This is a genomic window from Staphylococcus massiliensis CCUG 55927, from assembly GCF_000298075.1.
In the GTDB taxonomy this organism is placed as follows: domain Bacteria; phylum Bacillota; class Bacilli; order Staphylococcales; family Staphylococcaceae; genus Staphylococcus; species Staphylococcus massiliensis.
On the sequence record NZ_JH815594.1, the window covers coordinates 190,234 to 208,708 of the forward strand.

The 18,475-nt window shown below is 36.8% G+C and carries 16 protein-coding genes; 7 read left to right on the forward strand and 9 right to left on the reverse strand.

Going from position 1 to position 18,475, the window contains the following annotated elements; all coding sequences use genetic code 11:
• A partial coding sequence (gene mqo, locus A33S_RS0109595; RefSeq protein WP_017176797.1) for a malate dehydrogenase (quinone) occupies positions 1-1,418 on the reverse strand: 1,418 nt, incomplete at its 3' end.
• Positions 1,419-1,719: 301 nt separating this feature from the next.
• Complete coding sequence (locus tag A33S_RS0109600) at positions 1,720-2,577, reverse strand: hypothetical protein (RefSeq protein WP_009382954.1); 858 nt, start codon at positions 2,575-2,577, stop codon at positions 1,720-1,722.
• A 306-nt stretch (positions 2,578-2,883) separates the two neighbouring features.
• Here A33S_RS0109600 and A33S_RS0109605 point away from each other — a divergent pair, with 306 nt between their 5' ends.
• Together A33S_RS0109605 and tatC are read left to right on the forward strand one after the other, a co-directional pair.
• A complete protein-coding gene (locus A33S_RS0109605; protein WP_009382955.1) occupies positions 2,884-3,084 on the forward strand; it encodes a twin-arginine translocase TatA/TatE family subunit in 201 nt (66 codons plus the stop codon).
• Between the two features lie 13 nt (positions 3,085-3,097).
• Positions 3,098-3,787 carry a twin-arginine translocase subunit TatC gene (gene tatC / locus A33S_RS12655; protein ID WP_420801856.1) on the forward strand — a complete coding sequence of 230 codons (690 nt, stop codon included), beginning with the start codon at positions 3,098-3,100 and terminating at the stop codon, positions 3,785-3,787.
• Positions 3,788-4,064: 277 nt separating this feature from the next.
• Here the strand turns inward: tatC and A33S_RS0109615 are convergent, their stop codons facing one another.
• Genes A33S_RS0109615 through efeO form a run of 3 tightly spaced genes read right to left on the reverse strand, consistent with a single transcriptional unit; the run spans position 4,065 to position 7,832 of the window.
• Positions 4,065-5,786 carry an FTR1 family iron permease gene (locus A33S_RS0109615; protein WP_017176798.1) on the reverse strand — a complete coding sequence of 574 codons (1,722 nt, stop codon included), beginning with the start codon at positions 5,784-5,786 and terminating at the stop codon, positions 4,065-4,067.
• The gene (gene efeB / locus A33S_RS0109620) at positions 5,767-6,987 is read right to left on the reverse strand and encodes an iron uptake transporter deferrochelatase/peroxidase subunit (RefSeq protein WP_026048999.1); all 1,221 of its coding nucleotides are present in this window, start codon (positions 6,985-6,987) and stop codon (positions 5,767-5,769) included. Before efeB ends, A33S_RS0109615 begins: the two co-directional genes overlap by 20 nt.
• The gene (efeO, locus tag A33S_RS0109625) at positions 6,984-7,832 is read right to left on the reverse strand and encodes an iron uptake system protein EfeO (RefSeq protein ID WP_009382959.1); all 849 of its coding nucleotides are present in this window, start codon (positions 7,830-7,832) and stop codon (positions 6,984-6,986) included. Before efeO ends, efeB begins: the two co-directional genes overlap by 4 nt.
• Positions 7,833-8,030: 198 nt before the next feature.
• On the opposite strand from efeO, the gene A33S_RS0109630 reads away from it, so the two are divergent.
• Together A33S_RS0109630 and glcP are read left to right on the forward strand one after the other, a co-directional pair.
• Positions 8,031-9,026 (forward strand): acrylyl-CoA reductase family protein, encoded by a 996-nt coding sequence (locus A33S_RS0109630; protein WP_017176800.1) that lies wholly within the window; start codon positions 8,031-8,033, stop codon positions 9,024-9,026.
• Positions 9,027-9,200: 174 nt separating this feature from the next.
• The gene (glcP, locus tag A33S_RS0109640) at positions 9,201-10,559 is read left to right on the forward strand and encodes a glucose transporter GlcP (RefSeq protein ID WP_017176802.1); all 1,359 of its coding nucleotides are present in this window, start codon (positions 9,201-9,203) and stop codon (positions 10,557-10,559) included.
• Positions 10,560-11,682: 1,123 nt separating this feature from the next.
• On the opposite strand, the gene A33S_RS0109645 is transcribed toward glcP, so the two are convergent.
• Positions 11,683-12,105 carry a DUF2871 domain-containing protein gene (locus A33S_RS0109645; RefSeq protein ID WP_009385799.1) on the reverse strand — a complete coding sequence of 141 codons (423 nt, stop codon included), beginning with the start codon at positions 12,103-12,105 and terminating at the stop codon, positions 11,683-11,685.
• A gap of 189 nt (positions 12,106-12,294) precedes the next feature.
• Between A33S_RS0109645 and A33S_RS0109650 the strand changes: the two genes are divergently transcribed.
• Positions 12,295-12,669, forward strand: a complete 375-nt coding sequence (locus tag A33S_RS0109650; RefSeq protein WP_009385800.1) for a magnetosome magnetite crystal formation protein family — start codon at positions 12,295-12,297, stop codon at positions 12,667-12,669.
• Between the two features lie 104 nt (positions 12,670-12,773).
• On the opposite strand, the gene A33S_RS0109655 is transcribed toward A33S_RS0109650, so the two are convergent.
• Positions 12,774-14,447, reverse strand: a complete 1,674-nt coding sequence (locus tag A33S_RS0109655) for a Na/Pi cotransporter family protein (RefSeq protein ID WP_009385453.1) — start codon at positions 14,445-14,447, stop codon at positions 12,774-12,776.
• A gap of 411 nt (positions 14,448-14,858) precedes the next feature.
• Between A33S_RS0109655 and A33S_RS0109660 the strand changes: the two genes are divergently transcribed.
• Entirely contained in the window at positions 14,859-15,797 is a 939-nt protein-coding gene (locus A33S_RS0109660; RefSeq protein ID WP_009385454.1) for a magnesium transporter CorA family protein, read from the forward strand.
• 411 nt (positions 15,798-16,208) lie between these two features.
• Here the strand turns inward: A33S_RS0109660 and A33S_RS0109665 are convergent, their stop codons facing one another.
• Entirely contained in the window at positions 16,209-16,418 is a 210-nt protein-coding gene (locus tag A33S_RS0109665) for a YozE family protein (protein WP_009385455.1), read from the reverse strand.
• A gap of 202 nt (positions 16,419-16,620) precedes the next feature.
• On the opposite strand from A33S_RS0109665, the gene A33S_RS0109670 reads away from it, so the two are divergent.
• Positions 16,621-16,971 carry a DUF4889 domain-containing protein gene (locus tag A33S_RS0109670; RefSeq protein WP_017176803.1) on the forward strand — a complete coding sequence of 117 codons (351 nt, stop codon included), beginning with the start codon at positions 16,621-16,623 and terminating at the stop codon, positions 16,969-16,971.
• 443 nt (positions 16,972-17,414) lie between these two features.
• Here the strand turns inward: A33S_RS0109670 and A33S_RS0109675 are convergent, their stop codons facing one another.
• Positions 17,415-18,323 (reverse strand): DUF7916 family protein, encoded by a 909-nt coding sequence (locus tag A33S_RS0109675; RefSeq protein WP_017176804.1) that lies wholly within the window; start codon positions 18,321-18,323, stop codon positions 17,415-17,417.
• Between the last annotated feature and the right edge of the window lie 152 nt (positions 18,324-18,475).

Sequence of the window (18,475 nt, forward strand, 5' to 3'; positions counted from 1 at the left end):
GCAAGGTCTTTTCCATATGAAGGAACCATTTCTTTAATCTTATCTTCCCACATATCGTGTTCTTCTTTGAAGCAACGTTTAATGATGTCTAACATAACTGAAACGGCTGTTGACGCACCTGGTGATGCACCAAGTAACGCAGCTAATGTACCGTCGTCAGAAGTGATAACTTCTGTACCGAATTGTAACGTACCTTTACCTTTTTCTTCAGTGTCCTTGATAACTTGAACACGTTGACCAGCAACGCATACTTCCCAATCTTCGCCTTTAGCATTAGGAATAAATTCACGAAGGTCATTGATACGCTCTTCTTGAGATAACATCAATTGTTGTATTAAATATTTCGTTAGACCCATTTCTTTCGCGCCCGCAGCTAACATTGTCGCTACGTTGTCTTTGTTTACAGATTTAATTAAGTCTAAGTTTGAACCTGTTTTTAAGAATTTTGGTGAGAAACCAGCAAACGGTCCGAATAATAATGATTGTTCGCCATCAATATATCTTGTATCTAAGTGAGGTACTGACATCGGCGGTGCCCCAACTTTAGCTTTACCATATACTTTAGCGTGATGTTGTTCGATAACATCTTTATTTTTACAAACAAGGAATAAACCACTAACTGGGAAGCCACCCACGTGTTTAGACTGTTCGATTCCTGTCTTTTGTAGAAGTGGTAAGCTTGCGCCACCTGCTCCGATAAATACGAATTTAGATTCATACACGATTGTTTGGTTAGACACGATGTCTTTAACCTTAACCATCCATGTACCATCTTGTTGTTGTTTAATATCTTTAACTTCATGTTGGTAATCAACTGAAACGTTTTGTTTCTTTAAGTGATTTAATAATTTAGTTGTTAATGCACCAAAGTTTACATCTGTACCTGATTGATCTCTAGTCGCAGCAACGGGTTTACGTGACTTACGACCTTCCATCATTAATGGAATCCATTCTTTTAAACGATCTTTGTCATCTGTGAAGTCCATCCCTTTGAATAATGGATTATCTTTTAAAGCGTTTACGCGCTCTTTTAAGAATTCAACATTTAATACACCTTCAACAAAGCTCATGTGTGGCACTGTTCTAATAAAGCTTTCTGGCTGATCAATGTAGCCTTTTTCCACTAGAAAAGCCCAATACTGTTTAGATAATTGGAATTGTTCATTAATTTTGATTGCTTTAGAAATATCTAACGTGCCATCTTTCTTCTTAGATGTGTAGTTTAATTCACATAATGCCGAGTGACCTGTTCCCGCGTTATTCCATACATTAGAACTTTCTTGAGCAGCTTCTGATAGCCTTTCAAAAACGCGAATCTCCATATTTGGCGATAGTTCTTTTAATAATGTTCCTAATGTTCCGCTCATGATGCCACCACCGATTAAGATGACATCTGTTTTATTATGTATTGTATTCATAACAAATACAGTACCCCCTTCTTGTACATTAAACAGATACAATTAATTTCGTATCATATGCATTAATTAAAACTATATCGATAAAATACTTATTCACTTCTAATTATAAACTTAATCTCACATTTAAAAAAGGGATTTAGATATATAAGATGTGTGTTTTTACACTTACTACGTGTAGTGCTTCGAATATGACATCTTTTAATTAACGATATTGTATTTAAAGGGCTTTTCCCCATGAAAAATGAGAGGCAATTAAATTGCCCCTCATGATAAGCGTTTAGAACGATGATGTTCTAATCAATTATTGAACTGAATAAGCTGGGTCTAATACGCGTGCAGTACCTTGTTGGTCAATTGAAACGATTGAGTAAGTACCGTCTTGGTTGTTGAAGCTAAATACATAGCTATACGCGTTTTCTTGACCTTGGATGCTGTAGTCGTTGTAAACTTTGTTTTGACCTACAGCTGCTTGAGCTTTGTTTAATGAGTTTTGGAAGTTAGGTAATGTTTTTAACGCTTGGTTTTCGTCTACAGTGTTACCTGTGATGCTACCTGAAACAGGTTGAGCTTGTTGGCTGCTAAATGGTGCTACATAAGCACGCTTTGTCGCCATAGCGTTTTCATCAGCTACTGCGTATTGTTGAGATTGAGCGTTAGCTTGCTGCGCTTGAGACTGTTGGTTTGCTTGTGCTTGTTGGTTTGCTTGTGCATCTTGACCTGAACCAGCTTGGCTACCTGCTGCCGCGCCACCTGCTGCTGCACCGCTAGCTGCTTGTGAACCATTGCTACCATTTGATGATGAATTAGAACTTGAATCTGAGCTAGAGCTTGAGTCGCTACCTTCTTTTGAAGATGAGCTTGAATCACTTGAATCGCTTGAAGATTCGCCAGATTTACCTTCAGAATCTTTGCTCGATGAATCACTTGATTTACTATCTGAACCTTCGCCAGATGATTTTTCTGAGTCTTTGCTTGATTCGCTGTCTTTGCTATCTTTGCTGTCCTTGCTATCCTCTTTAGAAGCGTCACCTTTTGAATCTTTGCTTTCCTTATTTTCCGTTTTGTTGCCTTCTTCTTTCTTGTCTTTACCTTCTTCACCATTGTTACATGCTGCTAAAGCTAAAGATAATGTTAAAAAACCTACTAGTACTTTTTTCATATTTACATACCTCCATGATTTTTTAAGACGTGATTACATGCAAGTCATTATGTATATGTTTTAAAAACCTTGCATCATAACCAACTTGTTTGCCATTCTATAATATCTTGCGCCATTTCGCCATTACACCGATTAAACTTTACATTCTTTTAAAAAGCCATTTATATTTTTAACGTTTAAACAAGTATATTGTAATATTAATGACAAAATTTGGTATCTAGGTTACTTTAATTTCCCATTATTTAAATGTAAAAACATCTTAAGCGTGGTAATATATATTTAAATCACCTTTAAGGAGTTAAGACTATGAACATAACATCACTGAACTTAGGCATCACTAGTCCGACAAGCCTTATCTTAATTTGTATTGTCGCATTAATTATCTTCGGCCCGAAAAAGCTACCTCAATTTGGACGCGCTATTGGTAATACGATACGTGAACTACGTCAAGCTACAGAAAAAGACACTTCAGATATAGACGAAACGGATTCAAATCCCAAAAGATAATCTCTATTTAACGATTTATCAGCACCTAGATGAATTACGTACAGTTCTCATTAGAGTAGCTTTAGCGTTTTTAGTCATCTTCGTCATAATATTTTTGACATCAAGACTATGGCTACATATACTTATCAAACTTTTGCTTTGGAATACGCATGTTCATTTGAATACTTTCTCATTAAACGAGATAATCGTAACTTACCTTTTAATACTTATAAGTCTATCATTCATTGTAATATTTCCATATGCAACCCTACTCTTCTGGCGTTTTATCTCACCCGGTTTAAAACCCTCCGAAAGAAACACAATAATGATTAAATCAGCTCAAAGCATCAGCTTGTTTTTAGGCGGTATTTTACTTAATTATTTCATCTTATATCCGCAAATATTTAATTGGGGCCTTAGCATAGCAAGTCTTTTAGGTACAAAGCCAATATGGGGGATACAAGCATATCTATTAAATTTACTTTATTTGAGTTTGTTAACTGGATTACTATTTCAAATTCCGTTGATCACGCATTTTTTAGTAAAAATAGACGTATTATCACGTAACGATCTGAGTTCGCAACGTAAATATGTTTACTTTGTATGTTTGATTCTAAGTAGCTTATTTGCGCCACCTGATCTCGTAATGCATCTATCGTTCTTTATAATCATGATTACTTTGTACGAAATGACGATATTTTACATAAAAATAAAAGAGTCTTAGACATAAGTAGTGAAATAGAGCATTTAAGCTTTATTTGATACAATTTCCAAAACAGCTGACTCCTAGGGGTGGGGTCCCCGGACAGAAATTTGCGCAAGCAAATTATCAAGCTAAGCAAGCCGGGGCTTAAGCGTGGTACAAAGTAGCATTGCTACTTTGTAAGTCCAACTAACAAACTGAAAGTTTGAGTTGGGCTTTAGAGACTACAGGCTCCAGCCACGCCCCAGGAAAGCATGCTGTTTAAGGGAATTGTAGTATTATGTCTAAGACCCTTTATTTAAGAATCTAACTTCCTTTGATGAACAAAGACGTATGCTAATGTAATCAAGATAAAAATGAGTTGAACTGATACAACTTCTACAGTAGGAAATAAGCCTAAAGTTGATATAGTAGGTAATGATTCTATTACGTGTTTCGGAATAAAGTTTAGTATTTGAAGTTGGTAAATGCTTACACCTATCATCTTAAAAGCGAGTACTAACATAAGTATGCTTAAAACTCTAAATACGTATCGAATCGGTATCCATTTAATTAAAAATCTATAAGCAATTGAGAAACCTACTAAAACTAAGAGCCCTAATATAATTCCTAAAACCAATTGCTTTGATGAAATATGACCAATCATACCTAAATAAAATACGATTGTTTCTACGCCTTCTCTTAACACACTCATACAACCGATGACACCGAACAACCACAACTTGTTGTGGTCTAATGCTTGTTGATTGAGATTGTTGATTAGAATTTCCCATTGCTTCCTTGATGCATGACGATGTAACCAAATACCGACAATAAACATTAAGATTACAGCAATTAATCCTATAAAGGCCTCTAAACTCTCTCTTAAGATCCCGCTATTTTGAAAAGCACTTATCAATACATAAGCGCCAATTAGGCTAAGTAACAGACCGATAACGCTACCAGAATACAGAAGAACGGTACCTTTTCTCGAGTTCAAAGTTCGCGTTATCGAGCTTAAAGACATCACAATGATAATGACTTCTACACCCTCACGCAGTAAAACAAGAGACACATCAATATAACTATACTCAGAATGATGAACGACTTTTTGAATATCTTTATAAAGAGTCGACAGATCTTTTTTAACCGACTCATGGTTATCTGAATTTAAAACGACCGCAAATCTAGGTATATCCTCTTCAATTTGCGTATAAAGCCCTTGGTCTTTAGTGCGAATGTCACCTTCTACATAGGGCCATATTCGCATTAATTGATTTAAGTTGCTTTTCGCTTTAGTAACTTGATGCTTCTCAATATGCTTGATTGCTCCATCGAGCTCTTCCAATAAAGTTTGAGTTGTGTACGTATTATTTTTACTTTGAGAAGGACGACTAAGTTCTACATCCCGCACATCCGATATGATGTCGTCGTATAAAGCTAACACATTCTTAGTTTCAGGTTTGCCACCCTCAACTAATCGTCTCATTTCAAAAAGTTTAATCTCAATTTGACCATATTTTTCGATATTTTTATCTCTGATATACCTTTCATATTTTGTCCAAATACGATTTAATTCAGAATTGGCTTTCTTTAACCCTTCTTCATCATTAATATCTAGACTTTGTGTAAAAGCTTTCTTATGCATTTCTAAATTGCTTTGTAATTGACCAATCTTTACATCGTGGTTATCTGACTCACTTTTAGCGCTAGTTTGTTCCAATTCCAGAAGTATCTTCGTGATGTTGGTTAACGTTTCATTTTGTTCGGTTGTACTTGAATCTACGTTAAGTGCTTTCAAAGTCTCTTGAAGTTTTTTATGGGCTTTTAAATCAGGATCTTTATTAATGGCGGCTTTAATGTCGTTAAAGGCATCGTCCACCTTTGATCGCGTCGTTGAATCATCTATGACTACTCTTGCTTCAGTTATCTTAATGTAAATCTCTTGATAATTTGAAGCTGATTGAACTTCAAATAGATTTAAACTTAGAAACATCAAACATAAGATCAAGCTTATCGTTCTAATGCCATAACGTTTCACCCAGTATCCCTCCTTTCGGGACACCTGGTAACATTAAGAATAAACCAGAACCTCGATGTGTAATGTACTCATTTAAATTATCTTGATGACCTAAACGATTCTGAATGTCTATGAATTGTTGCGGCGTTCTTTGGAAACTAATGAATAATAGACCACTATCAATCGAGCCCGTTATGGGACTTAAACCATTTGCATAAGAATATGAGCGTCTGAGAATCTTTTGCTTACTTTCCTTAGCGAGTCGAATATGTGCATCTTGAGGAATAACATATTCACCTTTTTGAGTCTTTAAGTCTAAGTCAGGTGTATCAAATTCGTCTTTCTTACCTAAAGGTGCACCGCTTTCTCTATAGCGTCCAAATGTATTTTCTTGTTCTTCTAACGCTGTACGATCCCAAGTTTCAAGATGCATTTGAATACGTCTCAACACCATATACGTCCCATTTTTGAATGGTCCTGTTGGTATAAAGACGTGTTTGTTGTACGCGTGTTGATCCTTAGGGTTCACAGTACCGTCCTTAAACGCCATTAGATTTCGAGGTGTTTCATTACCTTTTTGAGAAACGAACCCTGTTTCACCCCAATGTATTTGGACGAGGTGCCTAAATGGTCGTATTAAATTGCGTATCGCATGAAAGCACACTTGTAAATCGTTGCTACAAGCTTGAATAAGGATATCCCCACCTGTATATGCACGATCGAGTTGATCCTTTGGAAAATGGGGTAAGTCAACGAATGCATCAGGAATTTTATCTTTCACTTTTAACTTAATTAATGCATCACGACTTAGTCCAAATGTAAGCGTTAATTGAGCTGTGTTAAGACCAATGGTTTCACCAGTATCATCAGGTGGCACAAACTTGTATTGCTTTGAGCTACCGATTCGCTGCCCTGACATGAGCTTATTAGACATTTGAGTCCATGCTTTAAGCATACTTTGGACATCTTCAGCATTATATCGCTTTAAATTCAAAACTATTATATAAGCATGTGATTGTTGAGGGGTAATAATGCCAGTTTGATACTTTCCGTAGAAAGCATATCGATCGGCTTTTTTATCTTTTGGCGAATTATGATAAGCATGAGACAGGGCTTGCCCGATGCCACTTGAACTGATAACAAGACCTGCCCCGCCAATACCTAGCATCTTAAGAAACGACCTTCTACTATAAGTCCGCTCTAGTTTCTCATTTTTACTCATGTTAAAACGACCGCCATCTTACTGAGCGGTTCACCTAATCCATTTACAGCTTCACCCAATAATTTCGTTTCTTCCTTAGTTAGGGTTGTGTAGCTAACATAACCACCATCTTCAGTTTCGTATTTCTTAAGCAATTGATTCACATTGTCGAATTCTTTAGCGATACTGGAACTTAAAGTCTTGTCTTTCTTATCTAAAAGTGGTTTAAACAATTGATAGATTTTCTCAGCACCTTCAATATTAGCTTTGAAATCATATAAGTCTGTGTGTGAATAGATTTCTTCTTCTCCAGTTATTTTAGTAGTCGAAACTTCATTTAATAAGTCTATCGAACCTTGAAGCATGAGTTTCGGCGTCACGTCAACGGTCTCAACTTTAGCACGTAATTCTTTCGTGTCTTGAAGTAATTGATCGGCTACTTTGTCCATGCCATCTAAGTTTTTATCTTTGAAAAGCGCTTTCTCAATCTTATGATATCCTGACCAAGAATCCGCTTTGTTTTCTTCTTTTAGATCAGCTAAGCGTGCATCAATCTTTGGATCTAAGTCTCCAAAAACTTCAGCAACAGGTTCCGAACGTTCGAAATGCATGCGTACTTTCGGATACAGTGCCTTAGCTTTTTCTGTATCCCCTTGTTTAACGGCATTTGTGAATTCTGTAGTACCTTTTAGAAAAGCATCCATTTCCTTGATCGTAAATGTTTTATATTGTGACGTGATAGCCATCATATCTTTATTTACTTTAGGCGCTTCGGGCTTCTCTTCTTTTTTCTCTGCTTCTTTAGTGTTTTGGCATGCTGCTAGCAACAACGTGGATGTTAATAACAATGATGTAAGTTTCTTCATGTTGCACCTCTAATTGATAATTGTTATCAATTATTATATCACTGTATTTTCATTTAAGTAAACGTTATTATAAAATATTTATTAAATTTTAGTACCTCTCCTTGCTCCCATTTTCAAAAAGGCACATAAATGTCACAATTCAATCCGGGTATTACATGAATATAATAGTTATTAAACAAGCGAAGGAGTGACGTAATCATGAAAGATACATTTAAAGCTTATGAACTTACTGCACAAGATGACAAGGCAACTGGCGCTTTCAAGACGATGACGATAGACGATTTACCTGAAGGCGACGTTTTAATAGATGTACATTACTCAAGCATTAACTTTAAAGATGCGCTTGCGACGAACCCGCGTAGTAAAGTGATTAAAGATTATCCAATTATCCCTGGTATCGATGCGGCTGGTGTGGTAGCACAGTCTGACCATCCTTCCTTTGAAGAAGGCGATGAAGTCGTCGTAACGGGGTATGAATTAGGCGTTAGTCATGATGGCGGCTTTAGTGAATATGTGCGCGTACCCGGTGACTGGGCTGTGAAAGTACCTAAGGATTTAACGCTCGAAGAAGCCATGGTCTTTGGTACGGCTGGATTTACGGCTGCTTTATCTATTCAACGTTTAGAAGATAGCGGTATTGCGGTTGATAAAGGACCTGTGCTTGTACGTGGGACTTCTGGTGGTGTAGGTTCGCTCGCGTTAATGATGTTAAGTGAACTTGGTTACAAGGTTACAGCGAGTACGAGTCATGATGAACTTAAGGACGATATGAAGAAATTTGGCGCTAAAGACGTAATTAGCCGTATTACCTCTGACTCTTCGAAACCTTTAGAAAAAGGCGTTTGGCAAGGTGTAATCGATCCTGTAGGCGGTGAAACGCTTGGTGAAGTGATTAAGACAGTGAAACCAAATGGCGGTATTGCTTTAAGTGGTAATGCGAGCGGCGCTAAATTTGAATCGACTGTATTACCGTTTATCTTAAGAGGTATTAAGTTACTCGGTATCGATTCTGTGTATTGTGACATGAAGATGCGTGAACGTTTATGGAGACGTTTAGCCACAGACTTAAAGCCTGAGTTCTTACACGATATTAAGACGGTCGTGCCTTTTGAAGAATTGGAAAGTGGTTTAGAGAAGTTGAAAGACCATAAAGTATACGGTCGCATGGTAGTGAAAATGCCTAATAAATCGTAATTTCAAAAATTGGATGGTTTTAACCATGTGGCTTTTCAAAAAATCAATCTTAATCATTAATCGTGAATATTTATTTTTAGAAATGACATTAATTGTTAACAAAATAGCAATTTACATGAATGAAATGTAAGCGTATACTTATTTGCGTAGCATAGAATTAGGAGGAAATTCTTCATGAATAAAAACACAAATAAGACGCTGATTTTCTTTCTAGGTGCACTCGGGGGATTACTTTATGGTTACGATACTGGTGTAATCTCTGGCGCATTATTATTTATTAATAATGACATTCCTTTAACAAGCAATACTGAAGGACTCGTAGTTTCATCTATGTTAGTCGGCGCAATAATTGGTTCAGGATTTAGTGGACCGCTTTCGGATAGATTGGGACGACGAAAACTCGTATTTATTATTTCGATTATATTTATCCTAGGTGCGCTAACTCTAGCATTGTCACCTAGCCTATTCTTCTTAGTATTAGGACGATTTATTTTAGGTTTAGCAGTCGGTGGTTCAACAGCTATCGTGCCGGTTTATTTATCAGAAATGGCACCAACTGAAGCACGTGGCTCTTTAAGTTCGTTAAACCAATTAATGATTACGATCGGTATTTTATCCGCTTACCTCGTCAACTATGCCTTCGCGCCTATTGAAGGTTGGAGATGGATGGTAGGTCTTGCAATTGTTCCATCATTAATTCTCATGATTGGTGTGTACTTCATGCCAGAGAGTCCGCGTTGGCTTCTAGAGCATCGTAGTGAAGCGAGTGCGCGTCGCGTTATGGAAAAGACTTTTAAAAAATCAGAAATTGACACTGAGATTGAAAACATGAAAGAGATTAACCGCGTTTCAGCAAGTACATGGAACGTCTTAAAATCTTCATGGATTCGTCCGACATTAATTATTGGCTGTGCGTTCGCACTCTTACAACAGTTAGTCGGCATTAACGCAATTATCTATTACGCACCGAAAATTTTATCTAAAGCTGGACTTGGTGATTCAACGTCTATCTTAGGTACGGTTGGTATCGGTACGGTTAACGTGCTTGTAACGATCGTGGCAATCTTTATTGTAGATAAAATCGACCGTAAGAAGTTATTAATGATCGGTAATATCGGTATGGTGGCGTCATTATTAACGATGGCTATCTTAATTTGGACAATCGGTATTACGTCATCAGCATGGATCATCATCGCATGCTTAACATTATTTATCATCTTCTTCGGTGCAACTTGGGGACCAATTTTATGGGTTATGTTACCAGAACTATTCCCAATGCGTGCCCGTGGTGCTGCGACAGGTATCGCCGCGTTAGCGTTATCAATCGGTAGTTTATTAGTCGCACAGTTCTTCCCTAAATTAACTGAAGTATTAAGCATTGAATATGTATTCTTAATCTTTGCGGTAATCGGTATCGTGGCATTCTTCTTCGTTATGAAATACCTACCTGAAACACGCGGTAGAAGTTTAGAAGAAATCGAAGCAGACTTACGTTCACGTACAAGCGCTACTTCAGCTAAGCATGTCGAATAATTCTAAATGAGCAATCCTGTTAAGTCAGGGTTGCTTTTTTATTTTTTGGAAAATGGGGGCTGTATGGCGAGGGGGTGATAGAGCGCTTGCCGACTTGTGCTGTCGTCACAAGTTGGCAACGGTCCTCTTAGCGACTTGTGGTATCGCCACTAGTTGGCAACGGTCCTCTTAGCAACTTGTGATTTCGTCACTAGTTGGCAACGGGGCCTTTAGCGACTTGTGGTTTCCTCACTAGTTGGCAACGGGGCCTTTAGCAACTTGTGGTATCGCCACTAGTTGGCTACGGGGCTTTTAGCGACTTGTGGTATCTTCACTAGTTGGCTACGGGGCTTTTAGCGACTTGTAGTTTCCTCACTAGTTGCTAAGAGATAATAACACTAATTCATACTGTAACTATTATATCCATGTGATATACCCACATGGATATAATTGCTAATTTAGAGCCATGTCGTGATTCCACTTGGCTCTTATTCCCGATTTAGAGCCATGTCGCGATTCCACTTGGCTCTTATTCCCGATTTAGAGCCATGTCGCGATTCCACTTGGCTCTTATTCCCGATTTAGAGCCATGTCGCAGTTCCACTTGGCTCTTATTCTTGTTTTACAGCCATGTCGTGATTCCACTTGGCTCTTATTCCTGTTTTACAGCCATGTCGCAGTTCCACTTGGCTCTTATTCTTGTTTTACAGCCATGTCACAGTTCCACTTGGCTCTTATTCTTGTTTTACAGCCATGTCGCGACTTCACTTGGCTCTTATTTCTGTTTTACAGCCATGTCGCAGTTCCACTTGGCTCTTATTCTTGTTTTACAGCCATGTCGCAGTTCCACTTGGCTCTTATTCACGATTTAGAGCCATGTCGCGATCTCACTTGGCTCTTATTACCGTTTTAGAGCCATGTCGCGATCTCACTTGGCTCTTACGGACCACTAAACACCCTACCTGCATCTGCCCCCATTTTCAAAAAGGCGTATGAAAAATGTGATTAGGCATTAATTCCTATAATTACCAACATTCTCAAAAAAGAAGATAAAAACTTTAATAGACAACTACACACACATTTACAAAAGAAGTATATAAAAAAAGTGACCCGGACGACAATTCCGGATCACGATCATCATGAATTATTTAGCTTTGTTACGAGGGTTCTTGATAATTGCTTGGCGTAGTAGGAAGAATAGCACGATAAATGCACCAGTTAGCGCGATGTGACCGAGGCCTGAAATGCCTGATAGTGCAGGGTTCTTCTCGTTACCTAAAACTGTGTTGATACCATTCGCGAATTGCATCGCGATTGTTGTTAGGACGCCAATGTTGTAAATGTAATAGAACCAGTTGAAGAGCGTGTAGCTGCTTAGCTTAAATAAATGTTCAATTGGAATCAGCATTAGGAACATGAACATGCCTAGCGTAAGTAGATGTGTATGGACGATGCTTAATTGTGAATCGCCAGTAAAGTGATGTGCCACTGTGAATTCTCTATAGAAAAAGCCACTGAATAAACCTAGCATTGTATATGTAAAAAATGCATAAAGAATACGTTTCATCTTAAGTCCTCCCTTTTTCCTTAAGTATAAAATAACATCCCTTTAAATAAAATAGCGTTTTCGTGACAATTTTATGTTTGACAATCTCTAATAATCAGATTTTATTAATTATTCCTTAACTGTTTCTTTTTTTCTAGAATTATGTGTAAAATGGCATTATGCAATTTGAAAAATAACGGAGGAATTATTATGGATCACCAATCAGAAACGAATTACCAGAATGATCGATTATTGTCAGCTCTAAGTTACTTTAGTGTTTTCTTTGCACCTTTAATTATTCCGATTATTGTTTTATTCCTAGCGACGAAAGCTGTTAAAGGGCACGCATTAAGAGCGTTACTATATCATTTAATCCCAGCTATATTAATGGGTATTTCATACATTGGCTTTATTATCGCTATTGCAGCTACTGGCGACAGTAATAGTGGCGGTGGCTTTATCATCTTTATGCTTGTCCTACTTGGCTTAAGCTGCCTAGTTGGTCTTGTGTTCTTTATCATCAATATCGTAATGGGTATTAAAGTACTTATTAACGACCAAACGTTATATAAATATAGTAAATAAAACAGAGTTGAAGCCTGAAGTAACACGTCGTTGCCCCAGGCTTTCTTAATGGACTTTTCCAAATGAAAAAAGGCGCCAACTTAATGGCGCCCTTTCTTAAAATCTTATTTAGATTCTTGTTCTTGAACTTCTTTAACTTCTTCGTCAGTTGGTTCTGGTGTATCTTCTAGTACCATAACTGATTCAGAAATGTTACGTGAGTTATAACCGATACGTTCAATTACTGTGATTGTATCTACATATAATAAACCACCGTCTGTTGAACATTCACCACGGTTTAAACGACGAATGTGATTACGTCTTAAGTCGTGTTCTAGGTCGTAAGCTTCTTTACTGCGTTGTACAACTTCATCACGTTCTACATCGTCATATACGTCGATTGTATCAATGGCTTTCTTGTAAGAATATTTAACGTGGTCGAATAAACGATCGACACCGCGTTGCGCGTCGTCTGTGATTTTGATATTATTACGTTTTTGACGTCTACGTTGTTCTAAATATTCACGTGCTAATTCGTTAACTTGTAAGATCGATTTATTGATATCGAACATTACTGATAAACGTTCACCATCTGTAGTTGATAAATCTCGTGTTGAAATACGTACTAAGTAATGACGGATGCTGTCGCCAATTGTATCAACTGCTTGATACTTTTGAACGATGTCTTTTTCTTTTGCAGGGTCTTTAGTAGATAAGTCATCTAAGATAGAACCAACTAGCATACCCATGTTTTGAACTTCTTTTTGTGATTGTTGTAGTGCCATACCAGGTGCACGGTAAGCAAGGTTACGGTCAAGATGTTTTGGTTGGTAAGCTTCTGTAACGTCTTTACCTGGAATAATTTTAGTTACTAACCATGCTAATGCGAATACGAACGGTAATTGAATAATTGTGTTTGTAACGTTGAATGTACCGTGTGCAAAAGCAATTGTTAATTCTGGACTTAAGTGTAAGATCTTTTGAACCCATTGCATAAACATTGTAAACAATGGAAGGATTAACATGAATAAGAATACACCAATTAAGTTGAATAATACGTGTACAGCTGCTGCACGTTTAGCTGCTAATGAACCAGCTAACGCTGCTAATACGGCAGTGATTGTTGTACCAATGTTGTCACCGAATAATACTGGAATAGCTGCATGAATATCTAACATGCCGCTTTCGAAGAATTTCTGTAAAATACCGATTGTCGCACTTGAACTTTGTACTAAAGCAGTAAGACCTGTACCAACTGCTACCCCTAGTAATGGATGGTCTGACATGCTTAACATTAAATCCTTGAAGCCGTCTAATTTCGCTAATGGTTTCACGGCATCACCCATGAGTTTTAAACCATAGAATAATGAACCAAAACCAAAGATAATACGACCGATGTTGTTAACTTTTCTTTTCGCAAAGAAGAAGATTAATAATGCACCTAATGCAATTAAAGGTAATGCATAATCTTCTAATTTAATACCAATTAAGAAAGCAGTTACGGTTGTACCGATGTTTGCCCCCATGATAACACCGATTGCTTGACGCAATGTCATGAAACCAGCACTAACAAGGCCGATTGTGATTGCTGTCGTACCAGAACTACTTTGAATTAAAATTGTTACTAACATACCTGCTAAAACACCTAATACAGGATTAGATGTGAAGATATTTAAGATGTTACGTAAGCGATCACCTGCTGCTGACTGTAAACCATCACCCATTTGTTTAAGACCGAATAAAAATATACCCAGTCCACCTAGAAACGTAAAAATTGTTTCAGTTACTGAAAGCTCCATTCGTCCTACCTCACTTCTTTTATAAATTCCTAGTTAATTATCTCTAAACATTGTTAACTCTATGTTAAGAAAATATAAAGTTTTCATTTTTTATGTTTATTTAGTTGAATTTTGTTAAATTATGTTAATTTTGTGTAAAAGCGCTGCCGCGCGTGGCTTTTAAAGTAAAAAATGAAACGAATTTAGCCTTTTTCGAAAATAATTTGAATTTAGAAAAAATACAATGACATTAATGTTATCGCTTTCAAGTTAGCTATGCTAACTAAATCACCTTTGTTACCACGTGATTGGACTTTTAAAGTAATAGGGTTAAATTACAATTTAACCTTGTGAAAAAGCACATTCAATCGTATAATCAATGAGTTATTAAAAGTAAATTGTTGTGCATTTACTTTAGAAAGGACTCAGAATATGATTCAAGCATATAAAAATGATGATAACTTAAATATTTGTGAAGTTTCAGATTGGCATGAAAGTCAGTGGCTTAATGTTGTACAACCTTCTCGTGAAGAAATTGAAACATTAACGCGTACCTTCAATATCCCTTTGGACTTTATTGAGGATCCACTGGACAGTGAAGAAAGTGGTCGTACAGAATATGATTCTGACTCAGGTCACTCACTGATTATCATTGACTTCCCAATCGTTAACGACAGTAAGCGAAAAGTAATGTCATTTACCACCACCCCAATCGGTATCATACTTTCAAAGAATCAAATAATCACGATATGCTCGGAAAAATATGACTTTCTAGAGTATCTCAAGCAGCAACCTTTAAACCTTAAGTTTAGAAGTCAGTTTGCGATTAAGTTACTCCTTGATATCGCAACGCAATATAACCGAAATTTAAGGTTATTAAATAAATCTCGAATTCGTACGGAAAGAAGTTTAAAACGCGGCATTACCAATAAGCATCTGTATGATCTTATGGAAATTGAGAAGAGTTTACTTTATTTCTTTGCCGCTTTAAATACGAATTCACTTGTATTTAAAAACCTTTTCAAATTACCAGCGATTAAGCGCTTTGAAGAAGATCAAGAATTGCTTGAAGACTTGCATGTTGAACATAAGCAATCACTAGATACGACTGAACTCTACATTAGTATTCTAGAAAGTATCACGTCATCTTATACATCACTATTATCGAATGAAATGAATACCATCATGAAAACACTAACGCTTTTCACGGTGTTCTTAACGTTGCCGACGCTTGTGTTCAGTTTCTTTGGTATGAATGTGCAACTACCAATAAGTACTGACAGTCCTGTGTCCTGGCTCATGATTATCGGAATTTCACTTATCCTAATCTGTGTAACAGGTATCTTTTTGTGGCGAAAGAATAAAATTTAAAATAATAATGTTTGGATATCAAAGCTTTATAAGGCTTGGTATCCTTTTTTATTAACTACTATATAAGCCTACCTAAATTATATAATATAATTATTAGTAAGTGTTGACTTAATAGAAGTTATAATACATTTTAACCTAAAATAATGATATGCAATCCATATTTTCGACAAAATTAACCTAATTTTTATAATTTAAACTCAACTTAATGTTAAATTAAATACAATTAATTGACATTTAGAAATTTAATATTTAGTAATAGTTTTGGAATTCTCATTAAAAAGCATTTAAGAGGGTATACTAAAAAGGAAACGCGTGCTCATACTTTTTTATAAAGAAAGTGCGTGTTATAAATAAGTGCGAGCACTTGTAACTGAATATTCAGAATATTAATCTGAGAATAAATGAGTTTTCTTACGCAGTAAGGTGAAAAACTTGAATGGCACGTTTAAGACTTTCAATTGAACAGTTTGAATCAGAAGGCTTGTCTTGCATATAAGCTAAAATATCTTCAGTGTTATTCATATCTTGAGGGAAGTTCTTATCGTTATAAATAACTGTGGCAACTTGACCTAAAGGCGTTTCGTCTCCAATATAGCGTTCCATATATTTATAAAAGCTCATTACAATCACCTCTTTTTTGTTGTTAATTCTACCATAGCATTTTTATACCTAAAAAAATACTCTTTTTCCAAAAAATATGCAAAAAATATATAATTTGTACACATTTAACATTTTTCATACAAGCTTGATAATAATAACATTTGCTTTTACAAACTATTTCGTATATAACTGAAGTTAACCGCTTTAAGAAAGGTTCGATTAGATGAAGAATAATAAAAAGAATAATAAAATGATTGGTATTGTATCAATTATTGCGTTATTGCTCGTTACAATTGGTTTAACGGTGTTGCTTTTAACGATGAAGCCAGTAGATACGTATTACGGTTATATGAAAGATGATCATACGGCTGAAAAGATCGTGAGCGAAAAATCGCATAAAGTAACTGAAAATATAGATGTTAAGCCTAAAGGCGATTTCAAACCTCAAAAAGGTGATTTTGTACGACTTTCTTCGCCAGATGAAGGTAAAACATTTACTAAAGGTAAAGTGGTCGAGCACGATGATATTCCGCACGGTCTAATGATGAAGATTCACGATATGCCTGGACACTAATATAAAACCTCGCATTGCTTACATGTAAATGACATGTATTCAATGCGAGGTTCTTTTTTTATAAGGAAATTAATAGATGATAAAAGAATGTTTTAAAAGCTAAAAAAGTGAGTCATAGTACAAGCATTCATGATTAATTTCCTAACAGCTGACTCAGAGGCCAGGGCCCCGGCACATCTTAAAGAACAAAGAAGCTCATGCTTCTTTGTAAGTTCAACCAACGAATTGAAAATTCGGGTTGAGCTTTATGCGCTAGCAAATTAACAAGCTAAGGAAGCCGGGGCTTAAGCGTGGTACAAAGTAGCATTGCTACTTTGTAAGTCCAACTAACAAACTGAAAGTTTGAGTTGGGCTTTAGAGACTACAGGCTCCAGCCACGCCCCAGGAAAGCATGCTGTTAAAGGAAATTAATAGAAACCCTACCTAAAAACTTCAAATCACTTTTATCGCATAATCGAACGAGACATTCTTGAAATGGTATGGCGTTCGCCACGAATCGCGATACTTAGCGCCATAATATTTGAAGCAGGCGCTAAACCGCCATACCCAGCATCACCGATATGTTGCATGTCTATACCTAAAATTTTATTTCGAATCGCAATCTCTCTTACAGTCGCCGGGTCCGAACTTTCCTGTGACGTACCGATTGTACTCATCACTTGCCTATCATGATAATGCGCGAGTTGAACAACCTCATCAATCATTTGATCATTAACCCCATATACCGTCCCTACTGCTGGAACTAGGATGACATCCGCTTCGTGCTTAATAAGGGCTTTTACTAAATCCAAATCTACAACGGGTTCCTTCACACCTGAACCATGCATCTTACCAGCGAACACTAAACCATCAAAGCTCGTTTTCGCCATCTTAACCGCTTCTTTAATCTTGTCATTCGATACGCCTGTCGAAGGATTCCCCGTGAACGTAACGAAATCAAAGCCTAACTTTGACGCAAGCTCTAAATTATGTTCCGTCGCAATACGGCCATTTGCAATCGCATGACGCGACTCAACCATGTCCGCATCAATATCTACCGGTTCGAGATTTAATCCGACGGGACACCCAATCAGTTTCTTAAGCGATTTAATCACATTCTGGTTACTGTTCAAATGTTCAGGCATGCCCTCTATAAAGCATTGATACACATCAAACTTATTTAAAAGCACTAAATCAGCACCATGCGCACGTGCAATTTCGGCGTTGGTTACATCGTGTATAATGGGTTGGTCCGTAACAATATTTTCACTCAGAACAACGCGACCTTCACAAGCTTTAATACTTTGCAACAACGTTTCTTTAGACATCGACGTGATTTCAGAGGCATTCGCACTTATCAATCGTTTAACCATGACAGGCCTACCTTTCAAATATTAATGATATTTCACCTTCATTGTACAACACCCCGTCATAAAACTCGACCTCATTTACTGTCAGCTATTGAGAGATAAACGACCATCATTATGATGCAAAGTACGCCGACCATTTGGAAGATACCAAATGA